Source organism: Massiliimicrobium timonense (assembly GCF_042850985.1).
In the GTDB taxonomy this organism is placed as follows: Bacteria; Bacillota_I; Bacilli_A; order Erysipelotrichales; family Coprobacillaceae; genus Allocoprobacillus.
Window position 1 is genome coordinate 2,576,904 of sequence record NZ_AP031415.1, and the last position, 23,634, is coordinate 2,600,537.

At 30.9% G+C, this 23,634-nt stretch carries 23 protein-coding genes; 6 read left to right on the plus strand and 17 right to left on the minus strand.

Going from position 1 to position 23,634, the window contains the following annotated elements:
- The 6 genes from ACGHJ8_RS13480 to ACGHJ8_RS13505 form a co-directional block, all read right to left on the minus strand.
- Complete coding sequence (locus ACGHJ8_RS13480; protein WP_087359094.1) at positions 1-747, minus strand: sporulation peptidase YabG; 747 nt, start codon at positions 745-747, stop codon at positions 1-3.
- A 26-nt stretch (positions 748-773) separates the two neighbouring features.
- Positions 774-1,589, minus strand: a complete 816-nt coding sequence (gene rsmA / locus ACGHJ8_RS13485; RefSeq protein ID WP_211962323.1) for a 16S rRNA (adenine(1518)-N(6)/adenine(1519)-N(6))-dimethyltransferase RsmA — start codon at positions 1,587-1,589, stop codon at positions 774-776.
- A 129-nt stretch (positions 1,590-1,718) separates the two neighbouring features.
- The gene (locus tag ACGHJ8_RS13490; protein ID WP_211962325.1) at positions 1,719-2,264 is read right to left on the minus strand and encodes a DUF2812 domain-containing protein; all 546 of its coding nucleotides are present in this window, start codon (positions 2,262-2,264) and stop codon (positions 1,719-1,721) included.
- A gap of 25 nt (positions 2,265-2,289) precedes the next feature.
- Complete coding sequence (locus ACGHJ8_RS13495) at positions 2,290-2,931, minus strand: LytR/AlgR family response regulator transcription factor (RefSeq protein WP_390540904.1); 642 nt, start codon at positions 2,929-2,931, stop codon at positions 2,290-2,292.
- On the minus strand, positions 2,928-3,515 hold the full coding sequence (locus ACGHJ8_RS13500; protein ID WP_390540906.1) for a hypothetical protein: 588 nt from the start codon (positions 3,513-3,515) through the stop codon (positions 2,928-2,930). Before ACGHJ8_RS13500 ends, ACGHJ8_RS13495 begins: the two co-directional genes overlap by 4 nt.
- Positions 3,516-3,529: 14 nt before the next feature.
- The gene (locus ACGHJ8_RS13505; protein ID WP_211962336.1) at positions 3,530-3,823 is read right to left on the minus strand and encodes a hypothetical protein; all 294 of its coding nucleotides are present in this window, start codon (positions 3,821-3,823) and stop codon (positions 3,530-3,532) included.
- 140 nt (positions 3,824-3,963) lie between these two features.
- Between ACGHJ8_RS13505 and ACGHJ8_RS13510 the strand changes: the two genes are divergently transcribed.
- Both ACGHJ8_RS13510 and ACGHJ8_RS13515 read left to right on the plus strand, forming a co-directional pair.
- Positions 3,964-4,470, plus strand: a complete 507-nt coding sequence (locus tag ACGHJ8_RS13510) for a transcription repressor NadR (RefSeq protein ID WP_211962338.1) — start codon at positions 3,964-3,966, stop codon at positions 4,468-4,470.
- A 524-nt stretch (positions 4,471-4,994) separates the two neighbouring features.
- Positions 4,995-5,570, plus strand: coding sequence for a hypothetical protein (locus ACGHJ8_RS13515; RefSeq protein WP_390540909.1), 576 nt, complete (start codon positions 4,995-4,997; stop codon positions 5,568-5,570).
- Between the two features lie 21 nt (positions 5,571-5,591).
- On the opposite strand, the gene rnmV is transcribed toward ACGHJ8_RS13515, so the two are convergent.
- Positions 5,592-6,119, minus strand: a complete 528-nt coding sequence (gene rnmV, locus ACGHJ8_RS13520; protein ID WP_211962340.1) for a ribonuclease M5 — start codon at positions 6,117-6,119, stop codon at positions 5,592-5,594.
- Positions 6,103-7,020, minus strand: coding sequence for a GGDEF domain-containing protein (locus tag ACGHJ8_RS13525; RefSeq protein WP_211962342.1), 918 nt, complete (start codon positions 7,018-7,020; stop codon positions 6,103-6,105). Before ACGHJ8_RS13525 ends, rnmV begins: the two co-directional genes overlap by 17 nt.
- Before the next feature lie 183 nt (positions 7,021-7,203).
- On the opposite strand from ACGHJ8_RS13525, the gene ACGHJ8_RS13530 reads away from it, so the two are divergent.
- On the plus strand, positions 7,204-7,890 hold the full coding sequence (locus ACGHJ8_RS13530) for a YjjG family noncanonical pyrimidine nucleotidase (protein ID WP_087359078.1): 687 nt from the start codon (positions 7,204-7,206) through the stop codon (positions 7,888-7,890).
- A gap of 42 nt (positions 7,891-7,932) precedes the next feature.
- Here ACGHJ8_RS13530 and ACGHJ8_RS13535 read toward each other — a convergent pair whose 3' ends face one another.
- From ACGHJ8_RS13535 to ACGHJ8_RS13550, 4 genes are all read right to left on the minus strand, one after another.
- The gene (locus tag ACGHJ8_RS13535) at positions 7,933-8,994 is read right to left on the minus strand and encodes an AAA family ATPase (protein WP_349291062.1); all 1,062 of its coding nucleotides are present in this window, start codon (positions 8,992-8,994) and stop codon (positions 7,933-7,935) included.
- On the minus strand, positions 8,958-9,215 hold the full coding sequence (locus ACGHJ8_RS13540; RefSeq protein ID WP_087357831.1) for an AAA family ATPase: 258 nt from the start codon (positions 9,213-9,215) through the stop codon (positions 8,958-8,960). Before ACGHJ8_RS13540 ends, ACGHJ8_RS13535 begins: the two co-directional genes overlap by 37 nt.
- Positions 9,216-9,296: 81 nt before the next feature.
- On the minus strand, positions 9,297-9,740 hold the full coding sequence (locus ACGHJ8_RS13545) for a hypothetical protein (RefSeq protein ID WP_087357834.1): 444 nt from the start codon (positions 9,738-9,740) through the stop codon (positions 9,297-9,299).
- 53 nt (positions 9,741-9,793) lie between these two features.
- A complete protein-coding gene (locus ACGHJ8_RS13550; RefSeq protein ID WP_211962346.1) occupies positions 9,794-12,229 on the minus strand; it encodes a YhgE/Pip domain-containing protein in 2,436 nt (811 codons plus the stop codon).
- Between the two features lie 150 nt (positions 12,230-12,379).
- Between ACGHJ8_RS13550 and ACGHJ8_RS13555 the strand changes: the two genes are divergently transcribed.
- Genes ACGHJ8_RS13555 through ACGHJ8_RS13565 form a run of 3 tightly spaced genes read left to right on the plus strand, consistent with a single transcriptional unit; the run spans position 12,380 to position 14,653 of the window.
- Complete coding sequence (locus tag ACGHJ8_RS13555) at positions 12,380-12,817, plus strand: Rrf2 family transcriptional regulator (RefSeq protein ID WP_087303442.1); 438 nt, start codon at positions 12,380-12,382, stop codon at positions 12,815-12,817.
- Positions 12,814-13,848 (plus strand): M42 family metallopeptidase, encoded by a 1,035-nt coding sequence (locus ACGHJ8_RS13560; RefSeq protein ID WP_390540913.1) that lies wholly within the window; start codon positions 12,814-12,816, stop codon positions 13,846-13,848. The genes ACGHJ8_RS13555 and ACGHJ8_RS13560 overlap by 4 nt, the downstream gene beginning before the upstream one ends.
- Entirely contained in the window at positions 13,841-14,653 is an 813-nt protein-coding gene (locus ACGHJ8_RS13565) for an HAD family hydrolase (RefSeq protein WP_211962350.1), read from the plus strand. Before ACGHJ8_RS13560 ends, ACGHJ8_RS13565 begins: the two co-directional genes overlap by 8 nt.
- Positions 14,654-14,676: 23 nt before the next feature.
- Here ACGHJ8_RS13565 and ACGHJ8_RS13570 read toward each other — a convergent pair whose 3' ends face one another.
- The 5 genes from ACGHJ8_RS13570 to ACGHJ8_RS13590 form a co-directional block, all read right to left on the minus strand.
- Positions 14,677-15,483, minus strand: coding sequence for an aminoglycoside N(3)-acetyltransferase (locus tag ACGHJ8_RS13570; RefSeq protein ID WP_205089162.1), 807 nt, complete (start codon positions 15,481-15,483; stop codon positions 14,677-14,679).
- Positions 15,480-16,463, minus strand: coding sequence for an alpha/beta hydrolase (locus ACGHJ8_RS13575; protein WP_211962352.1), 984 nt, complete (start codon positions 16,461-16,463; stop codon positions 15,480-15,482). The genes ACGHJ8_RS13570 and ACGHJ8_RS13575 overlap by 4 nt, the downstream gene beginning before the upstream one ends.
- A gap of 66 nt (positions 16,464-16,529) precedes the next feature.
- Positions 16,530-18,095, minus strand: coding sequence for a glycine betaine ABC transporter substrate-binding protein (locus tag ACGHJ8_RS13580; protein WP_211962354.1), 1,566 nt, complete (start codon positions 18,093-18,095; stop codon positions 16,530-16,532).
- Entirely contained in the window at positions 18,095-19,216 is a 1,122-nt protein-coding gene (locus ACGHJ8_RS13585; RefSeq protein WP_211962356.1) for an ABC transporter ATP-binding protein, read from the minus strand. Before ACGHJ8_RS13585 ends, ACGHJ8_RS13580 begins: the two co-directional genes overlap by 1 nt.
- 163 nt (positions 19,217-19,379) lie before the next feature.
- Complete coding sequence (locus ACGHJ8_RS13590; RefSeq protein ID WP_390540917.1) at positions 19,380-23,600, minus strand: acyl-CoA dehydratase activase-related protein; 4,221 nt, start codon at positions 23,598-23,600, stop codon at positions 19,380-19,382.
- Positions 23,601-23,634: the final 34 nt, after the last annotated feature.

Genomic DNA, 23,634 nt, shown 5'->3' on the forward strand with positions numbered 1-23,634 from the left:
TCATCCTCTCGTTGGATATATTTTTCTGGCGACACCTCTTGTATCAATGCCCCCTATTCCACTTTGTTTGTGTGATGTATGATTGATAATATCTTCCACATCACAATAATTCCTCACACTCTCATTAGCTACTAGACTTGCAATATAAACAGGGTCTAATGCATGAATATTAATACGTTTAGGACTGGAAGCAAAATTAGCACCACTCGCTAATAACATTTCATAGTACGATTGACACGCTCCAGCAATAATAATCAAAGCATCCTTATCTCCCTGATACTGTCGTGCTTTTTTCACTGCTGCCATATAATCTAATGAATGTTGATAATTCTGTCCAATACTTTTATCAGCATTTTTTCTTAACGCATCATGTCCAGTAATGACTAAAATCTGAGGCTTGTGTTTTTCTAATAATTCAACAACACGATCAGCCATTTCACTTTCTTTCATATAATAACAATCAGCCCTAATCTTTAATTCTTCATATTTTTTCTGACACATCTTTAAATACTTTTCATCACCATCCAGATGTAAAACTTTACCTCTAATCACAGGATGTCTTTCCATCACAAAATGATCATCATCATGAGGTTGAACTTCACTTAACTCCAAGTCTTCTTCCTCACTATCAGCAATCAATCTTAATTCTACACCTCTTAAATAATAAACATCATCTTTAATATCAAATATTTCAAACAATATATCTCGATTATATTTTTTTCTCACAACATAATCGCCAATCTTCATAAACATCACCCATATATCATATGAATTTATAAATAATGTGTGAGTTTTTGATAATCTTCAATCGTTAATTGTTCTGGTCTTGTTTTTAAATCAATATCACATTCATTTAATATGTTTTCTGTATTTTCTAAAAACAATCCTTTTAAATTATTATAGATTGTTTTTCTTTTTTGTGTAAATGCCTGTTTTAAAATCTTTGTTAAAAGTGGGTTGTATGTCTTTTCCATCATAATAGATAAAATCGCACTATCTACTCTTGGAGCAGGTGAAAATACATTTTTAGAAACTGTCATATCTAAAGAAGCTTGACCTATACTTTCTATCATAAAAGTCAATGGACTATGATAAGATGCATCTGTTAATTTCAGTGCCACTTCTTTTTGAACCATAACATGTATACTATCAATATCTGCCTGTGATGTAATAATATGTTCTAAAATATCTGATGTAATATAGTATGGTAGATTTGCTACAATACAAACCTTTGAATAATGTTGTTTATAATGATGAACAACCTGTTTTAAATCAACTGTTAAAAAATCTTGAAATATGACTTCTACATTAGTACATTCTTGCAGTGATTCATTTAAGACATCTTTTAATCTTATATCAATTTCATAGCTCACAACATGTCCTGCTCGATAAGATAACTGTTCTGTTAATGCCCCAATACCCGGTCCAATTTCAATCACACAGGTTTGTTGATCAATAGATGTACAATCTACAATCTTTTGTACAACATTTAAATCTATTAGAAAATTTTGCCCAAATTTCTTTGTTGCTTTCATATTGTATTTTTCTAGTAGATACATTGTATTTGCCTTTTTTGCTATATCTTTCATTCTCTCACCTAAAACCTATTATAATCCAATTTCATACAAAAGAAAAGCAACCTATTTCAAGCAATCAAAAAAGTATCAATCTTAACTTCATTTTGAATGATACTTTTTGTAATTAACTTAGATGATTCACTATTTAATAACTGATTTTTTTATAAGAATATATTTAATAGATGCATATATAATCGTAGCTAATGCTACAATCAAAAAGAAATAATGAGATATAAATCCAATAAATGTATCTATATGATTTGTAAGAGGAATAACAGAGTAAAAGATGATAAATAGACATGTTAAAATACAACCATGTTGAAATTGTAATTGAGCATCTCTCATCAAATCTTCTCTTGTGACTTTGATTTGTGAAATTAATGCGTCTTGATCTGTATAAAAAACAAGTGCATCATTATTAATAGAAACATTTGTAAATAATGTCCATCCTTGATCTTTCATATGTTGAATATACTTTTTCTTTAAATCATCATCTTCGAATCTTTGATATTCAACAAGATACCTAATCTTATTTGTAGCTGATTTTTTGAAGGTAAAAGCTATAAAATGCAATGGTGGAAATAATATAAATGGAACAATTGATTTTAAACGATAACCCTTTACAGCTTTCTTATTAATATATCTTTGCATAGCGACCATTCCCATATCACTTTTTATTCGTAGCATATCAATACCTCCTCACCTTTATAATTTATAATAATTGAATATGATTTTTATAAGCTCTACCAATTTGTAATGTTTCATCATTTTTTAATAAAACATGATCAGAAAAAATATTTTTAATCCACTGTTTATTGACAATAAATGATTTATGAATCTGGATAAATTGTGATGATTGAATTGTGTTTAGAAAATCTTTTAAGTTTTTTCTTTCTACCATTGTGCCATTAATAGAATGAATAATAATAGAATGTCTTAATGATTCTACATAATAAATATGTGATAAACGAATTTGAGATATAATTCCATTTCTTTGGTATTGATAATATTGGAATTTATCTTGTATATCCTTTAGGATATAATCCTTATATTTTTCAAGTTCTTTTATAAATGCCTGCTTTGAAAAATAAAGATCAACCTTTAGACGAATACATTCACTTGTAATTGCATAATCCTCTGGTCCAATAACATAATATAAAGAATAGGGAGAATAAGGATGATTAGCAATAAGTTGTAAGTCTTCTTTATTTTGAATTTCAAAAATATAAATATCTTGATAGCTTTGTTTTTGATAAGGAACGATGCAATATTCTAAATGCTCTTTTTGAAAGAACTGTTCAAATGATTGTTGAATCATTTGATTATTTTTTGAAGATATGCTAACTCTAATCATTTTGATTGCTCCTTATCTATTCTTTCTAAGTAATAAGAAAGATGTTCATGAGAATGTAACGCATCCAAGATATGATAACCATCTTTAAAATGAATACCTTGTTCCTTCATAAAATCTACAGCTTGATTAAAATCCTTTTTACCAGATAATGTCAAAGCAATAAAACTATAAACTGAACCATCATAAGTATGAATGTTAAACCAAACATCATAACCAATAGCACCAAAAGGTGCTCTAGGCACTTTCGCATATGTGACAGCAATATAATCTATCTGATCCAAATTGATGACAACTTGATATGGAAAACGTTTTGCTACAAAAAGTTGTTGATAATATGTTAAAATTTTATCAATACCTTTTGAATAATTAGTAAATTTTAAAGTCTGAGTATCTATTTCCCACATCAGTTCACTACATGCTGCCTCTGGAAAGATAACAAAAATACTTAAAAAAATGATTACAATACCAGCATAATTCATTCCTTCCCAAGGTGTAAAAATATAAATTGCAACTCCTAAGAGTGAGTAAAAAGTTGATAATAAAATTGCCGTTAATATTGACGGTTTACCAACAACATACTTCATAAGTCATCACCTCTTTAAAATCTCATTCTAAATAATTCATTATTAGCATTTATAACATCAATTGTATCTTCATTACACTTTAAGTGCTTCATTAAAAATTGTTTAATATCTTTCTTAGATAAAGATGACCACCCTCTTACTGCTTTTTTCCCATAATAATTCCATTTCCCAATTTGATTAAGTATTTCCCAAGAAATATTTTTCTCATCCTTAAATATGATAAAATAATCAAATTCAATATTTTTATCCAAATGTAATTGAAATGTTCCAAGAAATGGTTTTAACTTTGATAATATCGCCTTTAACATGATTCCTTCCTCCTTTCACTTTTTATTTTATGCCTTTTTATAACATTGTAAATATAAGCGACATCAACAACATCTTATAGACTTATTCTACTTTATTTTAGAGTTGAAATCATTTATAATTTGTTGTGAGGTAAAACATTATGGATAGAAAAGAGAAAATTATCGAAGAAATAAAAAAAAGTGAAAAACCTGTTTCTGCATCTGCTCTGGCGAAAAAATTAGGTGTATCCAGACAAATCATTGTTGGTGATGTTGCTTTAATTCGTGCCAGTGGAACCAATATTATTGCTACTCCTAGAGGTTATATTTTAGATAATCATCAATTACAACATACCTATACTCTTGCTGTTAAACATACCCAAGAACAACTTGCTGATGAATTGTATACGATTGTTGATTTAGGTGGTTCTATCATCGATGTTATTGTGGAGCATCCCATCTATGGACAATTAACAGGAAAATTACATTTATCATCACGTTATGATGTTAATCAATTCTTGAAAAAGATTACTCATGATAATGCAAAACCTTTAAGTCAGTTAACAAATGGTCTTCACTTACATACAATTCAATGCTTAAATCAAGAAACATATCAACGTATTGTTGATGCTTTAGATGAAAAAGGATATTTATTTAAGAAAAGTTAATCATTTCTAACAACATGAACTTAAGGAATATAATTATTCTTAAGTTCGTGCTTTTTATTATAGATTCACAATAAAATATGATTTTCAAAAACATAAACTTATAGGACTAGAGTTCAATCTCTAGACTTACTTTTTCATTTCCTTTTTATGGCAGGAATCACCACTTTTTGATATATTACTATATCTCCTATTGACATATTCATTGTAGTATATCATATGTACTATTTCAACATCCTCTATCAAATCACATTAACTTTGCAATTTTTATCATAAGAAACTTATTTTCATTTTATAAATCCTCCCATATCAATATGACAACTCCACACTCATAAAAAAAGTATACAAATATCTACAATTTGTATATCTTATAAAAAAGCAAGAACATTTCTATCATGTTGTAGAGTTAAAACTCAATTAACTTTCTTCATGTTGAAAGGATTCATTTTTTATTGACACATTCTCATTTTTGGATATAATTAGTCATAACATGTGTCTTGACACATATATTGATAAGGAGGAAAACAATGAAATCACATAAACATATGCAAGTTTTTGTTTTAGCATCTCTATTAATTGCAGTAGGAACAATCATCCCTATGTTGATGCCTAAGATTATTATAGGTCCTATGTCTTTTACTTTAGCTTCCCATGTGGCAGTGATGATTGCAATATTCATCAGTCCAGCTGTTGCGATAGCAGTATCTTTAGGAACAACGCTTGGTTTTTTCATGGCAGGTTTTCCATTCGTTGTTGTTTTACGTGCCTTAACGCATGTGATATGGGCTTATTTAGGTGCTCAATATGCCAAAATGAATCCACAAATCTTTGAAAAACCATTAAAAACTTTACAATTTAATATTGTGATTGCACTTATTCATGCTCTTGGTGAAATGATTATTGTCATTCCTTTCTATTATGGAAATGGTATGGATATGCAAACATTTATGTACATGATTTTTGGTTTAGTAGGACTTGGTACTGTGATACATAGCTCTATTGATTTTTGTTTAACACTTCCTGTATGGAAAGCATTAACTCAAAGCCATCGTATTCAAGGTATTTCTCAAGTGAAGAAAATCAATTTAATGAAAAATGCATAAAAAACATATAATCGTTTTTGATTATATGTTTTTTAATTGCTCTAAAATATCTTCTTTTGTAATACCAGCCATATTTAATCTTTTAAATAATGTTTTAGCATTCCCATAACCTAAATGAAACAAATCATAAATCATCAATCTTTTTTGCTTATTACCAATAATATCTAATGAAACAAATTCTTCCCAACTTATAGATTGAGTATTTTGAGAAAAACTCACAACATTTTCTAAAGCTTGAATGATGGCTTCTTCTCTTGCTTCAGCAATTCCTAATTTTCTTTTTCCAATAGCATCTTTTTTATCTACAAATGCCTGTTTGACATGTGGGATACGTTTCATAATCATATTTCTAATCTTCATACCCGGATAGTCAGGATCTGTTAATAAAATAACTCCTTTTGTTTTATTCATTTCTTCTATAAAATCTAAAGTTTCTTCTGTCAACGCTAAACCATGTGTTTCTATCGTATCTGCATCAAATAACTTTTGAATAATTGCTGTATCTGTTTTTCCTTCAACAACAATCACTTCCTTAATCTTCTTTTTCATCTTTTTCTCCAGTATTCATCACTTCATAACATACTTCTTCTTTTTCTTGTTTTGCCTTATACAAAAGCTTATCGATATCCTCAATAAGACTACCTTGTGGTTGTTCTTGACAATATATACCACCAATACTTGCTGATATATGAACATCAGGATAATGAACGAGCTGAATATCTCTAATTGCATCTCGCATTTGATATAAACGCTTTTGAAAAGCTATTTCACTTATATCTCTAAAGACAATTAAAAATTCATCGCCACCATAACGAATCACTGAATCACAGCTTCTTGTCATAGAAAGCATAACCTTTGCTAATTCTTTTAAAACAGTATCTCCAACCAAATGTCCAGATGTATCATTAATAAGTTTAAATTTATTAACATCAAGCATCATAATGCCATCATTTTGACTAATAATCCCTTTCACTTGCTCATCATAATAAGCACGATTAAAAACTTTTGTTAATGAATCAGTATATACACGTGCATTCAATTTCGTTAATATTTTTGCTAGTTGACTTTGTCCCTGTGCTCCATAAAGTGTATGGTTATCAGACTTAGAAATCATTTCCAAAACAAAAGCTCTGTCTTCTATCTCTATATATTTTGAAATAACAAAAAATATACGGCTATCAATAAATTCATACTTTGTGACTTGCCCTTTTGTTGTAAAAGCTTTTGCACTACTACAATTTTGGCATTTTCCTGCTCTATTCCAAAACTCGTAACAAGCATGTGGTTCTACACATATTTGTTGCTGATCATCTAAATAATAAGTTTTTGTCGTCGCAATATCCACTAATCTCACTTCATCAAATATCATTTCCTGTTGTTCAATAAATGTTTTCAGCTGTTCCATTGTTAAAAACTTGATGATTTCTTGATTTTTTAAGACCTTTTCCATTATGATTTCTACTCCTTAATATCATATTAGCCTTTCATTCAATAATTATAAGTCGTCACTATTGTAAGCATAATATTCTATAAAAATCAAGAATTTTAATGGTAATCATGACCAAATAAATAATAATTTTTACTGTCATTTTTATGTTTTATTCAGTATAATATGTTGACAGGAGTGAATTATATGAATAAGTATAAATATTTATTATTTGATGTTGATGGAACTTTATTAGATTTTGATAAAGCTGAACAACAAGCATTAAAAAACACTTTTCAAAATCATCATATATTATTAACTGATGAGCTTCTTCAAAGATATGAAACCATTAATAAACAATTATGGAAAGATTTTGAAAAAGGATTAATTGATAAAAAAACTGTTGTTTACACACGTTTTGTTCAATTATTTCAAGAGTTTCATATACATCAAGATGGTATTGCTTTTGAAGATGATTATCAAAAAGCATTAGGTGAAGGTTATTTTCTTTTACCTCATGCAAAAGAAATATTAGAAACACTTTATCAAAAATATCCATTATATGTTGTGACTAATGGCGTTTCTAAAACACAATATAGTCGTTTAAGAGGAACACATATTGATCAGTATTTTCAAGATATCTTTGTATCAGAAGATATTGGTTATCAAAAACCAGCTAAAGAATATTTTGATTGCTGTTTTCATAAAATAGAGGATATAAAATTAGATCAAACATTAATCATTGGCGATTCTTTATCTAGTGATATACAAGGTGGTATTAATGCAGGTATTGATACTTGCTGGTATAATCCTCAACATCTTAAAAAACCTCAAGATATGAATATCACTTATGAAATTCATGATTTAAGAGAGTTATTTCAAATATGTAATTAAAAAATATAACAAATATAAAAAGCAGGGATCATCCTGCTTTTGTTATAATGCATTGTTTTTATAGAAAGATATACCATATCCTATGATATGTTCATACCCTTCTTCTATCAGTCCTTCAATATATTTCTGTCTGATAATCTGTTCACTTGCCTTTGCACTGTCCTTTCTTAGTTCCTTGATGCTAGATGAATGTTTATATTCTATAATCAGTGCTATATCAAATCGTCCATATCCACTTTTCTTATTGGATTGAACTGTATAGCCATTAGCCTTTAAAAAGCCCACCATAAAGCCATGATATAAGTTTTCATAGTTATCATAATAGCTGATGCTCTGTTGGAGAACATCTTGCAATAGTCTATTGGCTTTCATGACATCTTCCTGTATCAAAGATTCTATGAATGATGAATCTCTTTTTCTTTGATAGCTTTCAAACCATTTCATGAAGATATCTTCATAGATATATTTAACTTCTTTATTAGGAATCACAAGTTCATAGGTATAAGGATGATCATTATCAACCTTACTCTTGATTTTCAGATAACCATCATACCATTCCTTCATCTCCTGATGCTTATCCATTAGATTGTAGTATTTCAAAAGTTCATCAATTTCTTCTTGGGTAAATTCAAAACAATCAGATGCCTCTACATCCATAATGGTTCTCACTGTAAAGTTATTAAGACCTGTAAAGATGCTTTCTTTGGATATTCTTAGACACCCTGTTAATACTCCTCTTTCCAGTGCATCGTTAGTTTTTAATGCAGATGAAAAGACGCTTCTAATAAAATCAACCATTTCATCATAGTAACCATGTTGACAGGCACTCTGTAAAGGCACATCATATTCGTCTATGAGAATGATGACTTTTTGATGATAATAGTTAAATAGAATAGATGAAATATCTTTTAAAGACATATGTAATTCATTAATATTGATGTTTATATCACTATTTTGTATATCACTATATTTATCAACAATATTTGCAATGATATTGGCAAAAATATAAATCTGAGATTGAAAAGTATTGCATTCATATCTTTCAAAGATAGAAAAATGACAGGATATTAATTTTGATGAAGCATGAGATATTGATGTTTTGATACATTCAAACCCTCAAAAAGATAAGCATTTTCTTTTTCCTTGTTAGAAAAGAAATAATAAAGCATACTCATGTTTAATGTCTTTCCAAAATGTCTAGGGCTTGTATACAACATGACCTTATCGCTTAAGACATCATCTATAAGCATTGTCTTATCAACATAATAATAAATCTTATCAATGAATTCTTTAAAATTTTCTGTTCCTGTTGTGATACGCTTCATTATGATTTTTCCTTTCTTTTTGATTATATTATAGTCAAACAGTACAAAAAAAGTCCTGTATTTCTACAAGACCTTTCCTATTTATTTTAAATTTCTAAATATATCCAATACATCTTCTGATAACCCATCAGATACAATCACCATATGGTCATTGACTTCTACTTTCTTTTTATCATCACCAATTGTTTTTTCATCCATGATACGTTCAAACTCATCACCATCTTCATAACGATAAACATCAATATTTCCATTATCCGTTACATAACGATAACCTTCTACACCACCAACATTTGTTGCATCTAAGACATTTTTAGAAGAATAATCAATGTTTCCTTCTTTCAAGCCATTTTCAAATTGAGCATACCAATCATCTGTTTTGTTAGTTGGTGTGTTATTGTTATTTTCATTTTCTGTCACATTATCTGTTGAACGATTGTTATTGGCTGTATCATCCGATGTATCTGTCTGACTACTACAACCAGTAAATACAGTCATACATAAAAGTAATGCTAATATTTTTTTCATCATCTTAACCTCCATATTCATATCATGGTCAAAGAATGAAGAAATATACATATTTATTCATTAACTTTTTCAAATGCCTGTGGAATAAGATGTTTATCTTCTTTATTTTTAAAACGATAATAAAGAATTGTAAGAAGTGAACAAATCATAAGAATTCCTAAAAAGATGATGATTTCATTTGTAATGGGCATTTCTGTCATACTAATGACTTTTCTAAATCCATTGACACTATAGGTATAAGGGACAAATGGATGTAGCCATTGATAAAATAGACTTGATGTTTCTAATGGATAAGTTCCTGCTGATCCACCTAAATTTAAAATCATAAAGACTAACAATAAAAATTCTCCTATATAACCTGTTGTCAGTGACAACAACATCACAAGTGACATAAAAGCAGCTGAAACAATAATCGCAAAGAGATAAGTCATCAATAATTGTTGAGGTTCAAAGCCACATATCCATCTTAAACTTGTGATTAAAATGATAGCTGATAATGTTGATACACTATACATCACAGAGGCTTTTGATAGCCAATACTTGAATGGTGATGAAGCTTTTTTTATACCTTTTCTTATTGGATACATAAGTGTAAAAGCTAAAGCAGCAACATATAAAGCCACGCTCATCATATAAGGTGCCATCGCATGACCATTGTTTGTGACTGTGGAAATCGCTTCATGACTTGTTTCTACTGGTGCGGACATCATATCCAACGTTGAATCTTGAATATGAAAATTAGCCTTTTCTACTCCTTCCTTCAAACTTTCATCTAATTTTCGAGTCCCATTTTGAAGTGTCTGTAAACCATCACTTAATGTTAATGAACCATCACTCAGTTGTTTTGCACCTGCTTTAATCTGTGTTGAACCTTGAGTTAATTGTGTTGATCCTTGCATGATTGTTTCATTTTGAGATATTAATGTGGTTGTACCATCATATAATGCTTTTACTCCTTGATTTAATTGTTCTATTCCACCGAAAAGAGCTGGTGTCTGTTGTTTAAACGATAATAATCCATCTGTTAATTGTTGACTTCCCTGCAATAATGTTTGATTTTGATGTTCTAATTTTCCTAAGCCATCATGAATCTGACTAACACCTTTCATATAAGCTTCAATACCCGGTATTAATGATGTTCTCACTGATGTATTCAAGTCTTCTAAACCACTTTGGAGTTGTTGGCTTCCTTTTTCTAGTTTTTGTGTATTTTTATACACTTGTGTTAAACTTGTACTGAATTGACGGATAGCTTCTTGATTCCCTGTGATTACACTTTTTTCTAATTCTATATACGAATAATGTGTTAAAAGATACTGTACATCTTGTTGATTCAAAGCGATATTCTTGGCTTCTGCATCACTTAACTTTTGGTTCATCCATTTTTGAGCCATTGATGGATTGGAAGACATCAATTGATTCAACAATATTGTTGCTTGATTTAAAGAATCATTAGCCTGTGTGATTGTTTGTATTTGTTCCATATTGATTGAAGATAACTGTTGATTGAGTTGATTCAATCCTTGATAAACCTGTTGATTGCCTTCTATAAGTTTATCAGTTCCTTGATCCAAACTTTGCATTCCTTGAGTTATTGGTTCTTGATTTTTCATAAGTTGTTGTGTTCCTTGATAAACACTTGAAACACCTTTTGTATATTGTTGTAGTCCTGTGTTTAATACTGAAGACCCCTGAGATAATGCCTCCACTCCATCATGAAGTGGTTGTGTTGATTGATACAATGTGTCCAATCCATCTTTTAAAGTATAGACACCATTATGCACTGTTAAAACACCTTCCGTATAATCTTTTAATCCTTTTGTCAGTGTTTGTGCTCCGTTTTCAAATGAAAGTGTACTGTCTGCTAAAACTTGAAGATTATCTGAAATCAGTTGGTTTCCATCTACCAATGCTTGACTTCCATCAGATAATTGATGTGCCCCATTATTGGCTTGTTTTAAACCATCTGTTAACGTTGTAATTTGTTCAAAAATTGTTTGAGCATATGTTTTTGTCACAGTTTGTGAAACTTCTGATTTGATTTTTTCGATTGCTGAATCATCCATTTTAGAAGCAATGTAGTTACTTCCCGGATTCGTTGTATAATGAAGTTTCATTTTTTGTGGTTGTTCATCTAAAAGTGTTGTTGCATTTTTTGAAAAATCTTCAGGAATAGTAATGATCATATAATATTGACCATCTTCTAATCCCTTCTGTGCTTTGCTTTTATCCACACATTGAAAATCCATAGTTGTATTATCCTTAAGACGCTCTGTTAATTCTCTCCCTACATCCAAAGTACGATTCCCATACTTGACTGGCAAATCAAGATTCACCACAGCTACGGGAATCTTTCCTGTATTTCCATATGGGTCCCACATAGAACCTAAAAAAATACAAGCATATAAACTTGGTATCAAGATAATCGCTACAAGAACAATCTTCATCCAAGTATGGCGAAAAATATTCTTCCACTCCTGTTTAATCATAAAACTCCTTCTTTCTTTATTATCTTTAGATATTTAATATCCATAGATATTAAATATCTAAAGAATATTATATAAATTTACAAATAATTGTCAACTCTTTTAGATACAAAGAGTTCTTTTTCTGTTAAAATAGAAAAGAAGGTGATGAAAATGAAGATTAGAAAGAGTTTCGAACAAGCTATTTGTATATTACTTTTAATAGGTGCCAATGATAAACCCATTAAAAGTCATGAACTGAGTGAAAAACTATCGGTATCAGATTCTTATCTTAAAAAAATCACCAGACAACTTGTTGTTTCTGGTTTGATTCAATCTATGGCTAATAAGCGTGGTGGTTTTGTTTTAACAAAATCGCTTGAAAATATTTCTTTATTGGATATTTTTGAAGCTATGGAAGGAAAAGAACCTTTTGTGAAAACAACACATTTGGTTGATAAGGTTTTTGATTCTCATTTAAAGGTTAAGGAAACAGAAGATTTTATTGTTGATTATTTAAATGCTGCTGAATATCAATATAAACAAAAATTAAATGAAATCACTTTATCACAAATTATAAATGCAGCCCATCAAGGAGGAGAAAATTTATGAATGAATACATACTTTCTATTTTAAAAGATATTATGGCGATTGACAGTCCTTCTGGTTATACTAAAGAAGTCATTGAATATTGTCAAAAAGAAGCACAAAATTTAGGATTTGAAACAAAACTGACTAAAAAAGGTAATCTACAAATATTCGTAGAAGGTCAGGATGATTATACGATTGGATTCTGTGCTCATGTTGATACACTAGGATTAATGGTGAGAAGTATTAAAGATGATGGTACATTGGCTTTTACGAATGTTGGTGGTCCTATTATTCCAACATTAGATGGTGAATATTGTCGTATTATCACAAGAAATCATGATGTTTATACAGGAACAATTCTTTCTAATTCACCTGCTGCTCATGTTTATAAAGATTCTAAAGACAAAGAAAGATCATGTGATACAATGCATATTCGTCTTGATGAAATCGTTAAAACAAAAGAAGATGTAAAAAAGCTTGGTATTGATAATGGTGATTATATTGCGATTGAACCTAAAACAACATTCACTGATTCAGGATTTATTAAGTCAAGATTTTTAGATGATAAAATGAGTGTTGCGATACTTTTTGGTGTTTTGAAATATTTATCACAAAATCATATTCGACCTCAACATAATCTTTACTTTATGATTTCTACATTTGAAGAAGTGGGGCATGGTAGTAGCTATGTTGATTCAAATGTTGATGAATTGATTGCGGTAGATATGGGATGTATTGGAGAAGATTTAGCTTGTAGTGAATATGATGTCAGTATTTGTGCGAAAGATTCCAGTGGTCCTTATGACTATGAAATCACATCTACATTTATAGAACTTGCAAAAAGAGAGAATTTACAATATGCAGTTGATATTTATCCATTCTATAGTAGTGATGTTTCTGCTGCTTTAAGAGGTGGGCAAAACATCAAAGGTGCTTTAATAGGACCGGGCGTTCATGCTTCACATGGTATGGAAAGAACACATATCCAAGCTGTAGAAAATACGTATCGCTTAGTTCTTGCCTATATTCATCAAGGTGAAAATCATGAATAAAAAATTACTATTATTTGATGTTGATGGTACGCTAATCAGCTATGATGGGACCGTTCCTCAAAGTTGCAAAGATGCATTAAAACAAGCGAAAGATTTAGGACATTATGTATTTGTTGTGACAGGAAGAACACGTAATCGTGCAACTGTAGGAGATATTGAAGTCAGTGGGATGATTTGTGGAAATGGTGCTTATATTGAATGTGAAGGAAAGGTGCTAAAAGATCAAAAACTTTCATTAGCACAAGTGAAAGAAATTACTGATTATTTAGATTGTCATGATTTATGTTATTTCATGGAAGGGAATGATGGTTTATATGGTTCCCATGATTTTGAAACAAGAGCGGTTCCTACTTATCAAAAATATGGTCATCAAGGTGATATTAAAATTCGTGATATTTATCCAATGATGACATTTCCTGAAAGCACGTATCAAGAAAATATTACAAAAATCAATTATATTTTAAATAGTTATCAAGATTATCTTGATTTCAAAGAGCATTTTCCACAATTTCAATGTTTAACTTGGGGTGGTCAAGGAGAAGAAGCTTTATTTGGTGACTGTGCTTTACCTCATATTGATAAGAAGAAAGCCATTGAACAATTAATAGATTATCTACAAATAGATCAAGTTGATATTTATGCTTTTGGTGATGCTGAAGTGGATATTCCTATGTTTGAATGTGCTGGTACAAGTATCTGTGTAGGCAGTGGTAGAGAGGCAGCCAAAAAAGCAGCCACTTATGTCACTGATGTTGTTAAAAATGATGGCATCTTTAAAGCTTTAAAACACTTTCAGATTATTTAAAAAGGACAAAAATTTTGTCCTTTTTATTGTCTATTCACTTTGATCCATTCATATGCAAAATCACAAAGAGATTTCATTTCTAAATACCTCGTTTTTGCTAGACCCACAGTTCCAGCTTCGATATGATATTGGCTTTCATAAGCCTGACCTATATCCAAAAAATCACTATCATCATAAGCAATCTCTAAAAACTCTTTCCACACACGTTTGCCGTTTTCAATGATGGCTGCCCCATTGGTATACCATTGAGGACACTCTTGCCAAACTTCAGCTAAATGCATACAAGTACAATGATCATAGCTGACTCCTAATAGTAAAACATGTGCATTCAAGTCATATAATCTTTGTAGAGGTGAATCTTTGCCAAATCCTGGTGATAATGGATGTTTTTCAACAATCATGTTTGCCATTTTTCCTCTAGCACTAAATGATACTTCTGGATGATAGGAACGCAAAACTTGAGGATAATGCCAAAAGGCTTCCGCAATCTTTCCCATTTCTCTTGTTGGTGTTTTATCACATTCAAAAGGAGGCATATAATCTTTAATCACAGATATCCAATCGGCTGGAACAGGAGGATTTTGCCACAATTCTGGCTGACTGTTTTCTCCACTAAAGCTTGGCATAACAATTGTTCCTTCTTCTCCCACTGTTTCAATTAATGCTTCAATCACAGCTATTTCTCGTCCAGCAATCCATCCTATTTGTGACATGGACGAATGCACTAAAACAATATCTCCTTTTTGTATTCCTATCTTTTGAAAATCTTCTTTCAAAGTATCTTTAGTTTGTGGTCTTATACTCTTTTGAATAACACTTGCTTCACTCATAATGTTCCATCTTTCCAAATGTTTTGATCAATAAAATCAAACACTTTATTCCAATAGTCTTCAACATCATAGTCTTTTGCTTGAGCATGACCAGCTTCTTTTACAATATAAAGCTCTTTCGTCGTAGGACAAGCATCATAGACTTCATAAACCATATCTACAGGCACAAAATCATCTTTACCCCCATGAATAAATAACATTGGTGCATTCGCTTTTTTAACCTGTTCTAAACTCGAAGCCTCTTTAAAATCATATCCTGCTCTTATTTGTGCCATAAAATTGGAAATATCTAATACTGGAAATGTTGGTAAAGAAAAACGCTTATCCAGTTCACTAGCAAAAATATCCCACACACTTGTATAACCACAATCTTCAATATATCCAACCACATGTGGTAAATGATCTCCTGAAGCCATCATCACTGTTGCTCCACCCATTGAAACACCATGTAAAATAATTTGAGCTTGATTATCTTTTTCAATAATCCAGTTAACCCAACAGGCGATATCATCTTTATCTAGCCAACCCATACCAATATATTCTCCATCACTTTTCCCATGAGCACGATTATCTGGTAAGACAACATTATATCCATGTTCATAATAAGTTGCCCCATAAGACATCATATTTTCATTACTTGATTTATAACCATGAATCAAAATGACCCATTGGTGTGTATTTTCATGATCTAAATATTTACCTTTTAAGTTTAGTGAATCATCACTACTCACAATCATAGGTTTCGTTTGACTTTCAAAATCAATCCCTTTCACCATTTCTTTTTCTTGATTTTGATCAATCTGTTTTTGAACAGAATCACTGAGTTGAACTTCATCACTTTCATCTATTTCTCTTTGATCAGAAGAACTACTTGGCGATAATGCATAATTTACAAAATAACTCCCTACTCCATATCCAGCACTTAAAAGAATAGAAACAACAATAAAAGTGATAATAAACCATCTTTTTTTCAAAACCATCATCCTTCCATACTGGCTTATTGTACTGAAAAAATATGAATTCTTCAAGAAAATGAGTAGGAATTCCTACTCATTAATTAATTTATTTTCAATTAAAAACTGTTTTGCGACATCACTTGTTTTCTTATTTAATTCATCAACTTGATAATTCAATTCTACCATAACATCATCATTTAAATAATTCTGTAACTGATTAATCAAATCAGCAACTTCAGGATATTCATCAACAATAGTATTATTGACAATCGGTATCGCATGATATGGTAAAAAGAAATTTTTATCATCTTCTAAAACCTGTAAATCAAACTTCTTTAATAGTCCATCAGTTGAATAAGCATCAATGACATCACATTCATTGTTCATTAATGCTGTATAACGTGGTGCTCCATCAATAGGAACAGTCTGTTTGAAATGAATAGGATATGCTTTTTGTAATCCTACCCAGCAATCTTCTCTTTCCATAAACATTAATGTTGGTGAAAATGTAAGTTGTTGAGAAACTTTACATAAATCGCTTATTGTTTTGATATGATACTGCTCAGCTGTATCTTTTCTAATCGCAAGTGTATAAGTATTGTTGAAGCCTAGAGAATCTAAAACATTTAAATCATATTGTTCTTTCATCTGTTCTTTGACAGTGTTATAGACTTCATCAACATTTCCATTAGGTTCATTTCCTAAGACATTACCATAAATTGTTCCTGTATATTCTACATACATATCAATGGATCCCGTACGCACAGCATCTAAGACAATAGAACTTGAACCTAGAGATAATGACTGTTCCACATCTATGTCTGTATTCTCTTCAATATAATACTTCAACATATAATTTAAAATCTCTTGTTCAGTAAAATCCATGCTTCCAATTCTAATGACTTGACTGCCATTTGTCTTTGCTAAGCCTGTATAAACAAAGCTGGCTGCTAAAGCAAGACATGAAATAACAATGACAACTTTATCCAATATACCTTTCATTTTGGATCTTGGTTTTGATAATTGGAAACTCTTTGGTGTGACTAATCTCTCTAAAATAGAAAATATATAATCTATAAGTAATGCCAGTAAGCAGGCAGGTATAGCTCCAGCTAAGATTTGAGCATTATTGACCGTTCGAATACCCGCATAAACCAGATATCCTAAACCATCAGCGCCAATAAAAGCTGCCAAAGTCATCAAACCAACCGAACTAACTGCACTAACTCTGACTCCTGCCATAATAACTGGTGCTGCCAGAGGAATCTGAACTTTATATAAAATTTGAAATCTATTTAAACCAATACCTTTAGCTGCTTCTAAAGTTTCTCCGTTAATATTGTCCAGTCCTGTGACTGTATTTTTAATAATAGGTAATAAAGAATAAAGTATCACCATGACAATGGCTGGTTTTGTTCCAATTCCTAAAAGAGGAATCATAAAACCTAATAAGGCCATTGATGGAATCGCCTGAATAATATTTGCTAATGCCATAATTGGTTTTTTAGATGGCTTAAAATAAGTAATAAAAATACCTAAAGGGACACCTATAATAATCGCAATCAAAATAGCCATAACAGTCAATTGAACATGACCTATTAATAAATCAAAAATCTGCATATAGTTTTGGGAACAATAATCTATAAATGCCTGCATTATTCTCCCTCACTTTCATCATATTTTTTAGAAAGAGTTGTAACCAGAGTACTCTTGGTAATTAAACCTTTTAAGATCCCATCATCTACAACAGGAATTGTATACATATTCTTCTCTTTGGTGATATTTAAAACATCAACGATTGATTCCTGTGAAGAAACTGTGATACATTCCTTTTGCATAACATGACCCACAATTTCATCTTTATTTTTTTCATCAGCTGCATCAGCCGCATGAATAACACCTTTAAAATGTCCCTGACGATCTATTACCATCAAACTATCAACTCTTGAATTAAACATCATATTTAAAGCTTTTACACATTTTAAACGATCATAACAGGTAATTGGTCGATCTATCATAATGTCTGCTGCTTTGATTAATTCTGGTGAATCCCAGATACGCTTTTTCCCAACAAAGTTTAAAACAAAGTCATTGGCAGGATGTTTTAAGATTTGTTCTGGTGTATCGTACTGTTGAATCTTTCCACCACTCATAATACATATACGATCTGCCAATTTGATAGCTTCTGCCATATCATGTGTCACAAACACAATCGTCTTTTGAACACTATTTTGTAATGTCAACAGTTCATCCTGTAATTGATTTCTCGTAATAGGATCTAACGCACTAAAAGGTTCATCCATTAAAATAATATCTGGTTCACTTGCAAAAGCTCTTGCAACACCTACACGTTGTTGTTGACCACCACTCATCTGAACAGGATACTTATCTAAATATTCATCTGGATCTAAACCAACCATATTTAAAACATCTTTCACTTTTTCCAAAAGATGTTTATCATTTTTATTTTTTAACTTTGGAATCAGTTCAATATTTTCTTTCACTGTCATATGAGGAAATAATCCTGTTTGTTGAATAACATAACCAATATTACGTCTTAATTCAATTTCATTTTCCTCACTAATATCCTTTCCATTTACATAAATTGTCCCCTGGCTTGGTTTAATCAACCGATTAATCATCTTTAAAGCAGTCGTTTTTCCACACCCACTGGGTCCAATCAAACAAACAAATTCACCATCATTCACTGTAAAATTGATATCTTCCAATACATGTTTATCTTTAAATGACTTGTAAACATTTTGAAATTCTATCATAAGCAAAACACCTCACTTAAATACATTTTATATCTTAGATGTGACTCTTATGTGAATTCTTTAATTATCTATATCTTTATATCCTTAAAATATAGATTTTTTTATTTATATCCTAAATAATAACATAGATATCATTTGAATTTTGACAAAAAAAGAATATGAATTATGACTTCATATTCTTAAATGCAGTTGAAAGCATCAACTTAATTCTATTTAATTGGTTAACTTCACTCGCACCTGGATCATAATCCACAGCCACAATGTTACTTTGTGGATATTTTTTACGTAAGGCTTTAATAACACCTTTACCTGTTACATGATTTGGTAAGCAGGCAAATGGCTGCATACACACAATATTTGGTGCACCTTCTTCAATTAATTCAATCATTTCTCCAGTTAAGAACCATCCTTCACCTGTCTGATTTCCAATAGAGACAACTTCACTTGCTTTTTTCGCAATTTGATCAATAGGTGTTGGTGGATCAAAACGTTTTGAATCTCTTAATGCCTTAATCATATCTTTTCTTAAGAAATCAACAAACCAGATGGCAAAATTACATAACCATACTGAAGATTGTGACGCATCAAAATGTTCATGTTCATACCAAGTGTTATAGAAACAATACTGGAAGAAATCAATTAAATCAGGCATAACGGCTTCTCCACCTTCTGATTCAATGATTTTCACAATTTCATTATTGGCAGTAGGATGAAATTTAACTAAGATTTCTCCAACCAATCCAACTCTTGGTTTTTTAATATCTAATAATGGCAATTCATCAAAGTCTTTGACAATTTGATAAACATTCTTTTTAAATTCTTTCATGCTGCCATTTTTCACATTTTCCTGACATTTTGCAACCCATGATTCATAAAGTTTATTGGCTGAACCTTTGACTTTTTCATAAGGACGTACACGATAAAGAACGCGCATAAATAAGTCCCCATACATAGCACCAATGATTACTTTTTTGGCAATCTTATATGTAATCTTAAATCCAGGATTACTTTCTAATCCAGATAAGTTTGCAGAGATGACTGGAATTTGTTCCATACCTGCATCTTTAAGAGCTTTTCTGATAAATGCAATATAGTTCGTTGCACGACATCCTCCACCTGTTTGAGAGATAATCAATGCCACTTTATTCAAATCATATTTTCCACTATTTAAAGCATTCATCATTTGTCCTACAACCAAAATACTTGGATAACATGCATCATTGTTGACATATTTTAATCCCTGTTCTACTGCATCTTTATCAACTGAAGGCAACACTTCAAAGTTATAGCCTTCCGAATTCATTGCGGTTTCAACAAACTGGAAATGAATCGGTGACATCTGTGGACAAAGAATTGTATAACAATCTTCTTTCATCTGTTTTGTAAAAGGTACTTTCACCTGTTCATACTTCTTAGATAAATCAATAATATCTTCTTTCTTTTCAATTGTAGCTTTTAAAGAACGAATACGGATACGAATAGCTCCTAAATTGCTTCCTTCATCAATTTTAATTAAAGTATATATTTTATTTCTTGCTTTTAAAATTTCAGCTACCTGATCAGCTGTAACAGCATCCAAACCACAACCAAATGATGTTAATTGAATCAACTGTAAATCTTTTTGTGATGATACAAAAGATGCGGCTTTATATAAACGAGAGTGATAAGTCCATTGATCAACAACACGTAATTTTAAATGTTCTTCATCTAAATAACAAACACTATCTTCACTTAAGACAACAAATCCTTCACTTGTAATTAAATCTGGAATTCCATGATTGATTTCTGGATCAACGTGATATGGACGACCAGCTAATACAATTCCTTGCATATGATTTTCTCGCATATACTGCATTGCACGTTTTCCTTCTGCACGAATATCCTGCTGACAGTGATCCAATTCTTCATACGCCTTATCAATGGCATGATGTAATTCCTGATCTGTAATATGAAACTCACTTAATTCTTCTTTTAAGACATGGAACAATGTCTTTTTATTATTTAATGATATAAATGGATTTTTAAATTTTATATTTTTCTGCTTAAGATTATCAACATTATTTCTAATGACCTCTGGATAAGAAGCCACCACAGGACAATTGTAATGATTTCCGGCATTTTCATTTTCTAAACGTTCATAGGCTACTGATGGATAGAAAATAAATGGAACTCCTCTAGCAATCAGATTTTCAATATGTCCATGTGTAATTTTAGCAGGATAACAAGCACTTTCACTTGGAATAGATTCAATTCCTTTTTCATAGATGGCTTTAGATGAACGAGATGATAAAACAACTCTAAATTTCAATTCTGTAAAGAATGTATGCCAGAAAGGATAATTTTCATACATATTTAAAGCTCTAGGGATACCAACAATACCTCTAGGAGCATCTTCTATTGGTAAAGAATGATAATTAAAGACACGACGATATTTATAATCAAATAAGTTTGGTAATGATTTAGATTTTAATGGTAAATTAGCTCCTCTTTCACATCTATTTCCACTAATAAACTCTCTTCCATCATTAAATGAAGTAATTGTCAACATACAGTTATTTGTACATTTACCACAATTTTTCATACTATTTTGATATGTTAAATGTTCTAATTCTTCACGTGTTAATAAAGTTGTTCCCTTATCATCATCTTTTTCTTTCGCAATTGTTGCCATACCATAAGCACCCATCAAGCCTGCAATATCAGGTCTAATGACTTCAATACCTGCTTCTTTTTCAAAAGCACGTAAAACGGCTTCATTATAGAATGTTCCACCTTGTACAACAACATTTTTACCGATTTGGTCTTTACTTCTTAACTTAATAACTTTATATAAGGCATTCTTAATAACGGAATATGATAATCCTGCTGAAATATCTGCTAAAGATGCACCTTCTTTTTGAGCCTGTTTCACTTTTGAATTCATGAAAACTGTACAACGGCTTCCTAAATCAAGTGGATGTTTTGACATCAATGCCATCTCGGCAAATTCATCAATTTCATATCCTAAAGAATGAGCAAATGTTTCAAGGAAAGACCCACATCCAGATGAACATGCTTCATTCAATGTAATATCTTGAATGACTTCATCCTTAATGGTGATAGCCTTCATATCCTGTCCACCAATATCTAAAATAAAGTCAACATCAGGTTCAAAGTGTTTAGCTGCTGTGTAATGAGCAATTGTTTCTACTTCACCATAATCCACTTTTAATGCAGCTTTAATTAAAGCTTCACCATATCCAGTGACACCAGTTTTTTGAATATGACATCCTTCAGGAATTAAATCATAGATTTCCTTCATAATTCTAATAATTAAATCTAAAGGATTTCCTTCGTTAGAATTGTAGAAAGAATATAATATTGATCCTTCATCATCAATTAATACAACTTTAGATGTTGTTGAACCAACATCAATTCCAACATAAATATTGCCTTGATATTTTTTTAGATTTCTTTTCTTTGTCATTGCTTGAAGATGACGATCTCTAAATCCTCTTAATTCATCTTCATTATGAAATAAAGGTTCTAATGTATGAGCTGCTTCTGTTCCATTATCTTTTAAAACTTTTAAATCATGAATCAATTTGTCCAATGGAATTGCTTTTTCTACATCTTTCGCATTTAAGGCAGCACCCATAGCTACAAACAATTGGGAATTATCTGGGAAAATAATATCCTCATCTTGAAGCTCTAATGTTTCAATAAAACGTTGTCTTAGTTCACTTAAGAAGTATAGAGGTCCTCCTAAAAAAGCGACTTTTCCTTTAATAGGTTTTCCACAGGCTAACCCACTGATAGTCTGATTCACAACCGCCTGAAAAATAGAAGCCGCTATATCTTCTTTTCTTGCGCCTTCATTGATTAAAGGCTGAACATCAGTTTTCGCAAAAACCCCACAACGAGAAGCAATTGGATAAATACGCTGATGTTTTTTGGCTAATTCATTCAATCCTGAAGCATCAGTCTGTAATAAAGTGGCCATCTGATCAATAAATGCACCTGTTCCACCGGCACAAGTTCCATTCATACGTTGTTCTAATGAACCTTCAAAATAAGTAATTTTCGCATCTTCTCCACCTAATTCAATGGCAACATCTGTTTGTGGAATATAAGTTTCTATTGTTTTTGTACACGCAATCACTTCCTGTACAAATTTGACATTCAATGATTGAGAAATTGACAATCCTCCTGATCCTGTAATAACTGGATAAATATTGATTCCTGGATATTCTTGATGAATTTCTTCTAATAATGTAAGTATTGTATTTCTTACATCTGAATTATGTCTGACATAACGTGAAAATAAACAGACATCCTTTTCATCTGTTAAATAAGCTTTAACTGTTGTAGATCCCACATCAATTCCTAAATAATATTGACTCATAACACTTCTCCTTTAAACATTACACTTATCTATA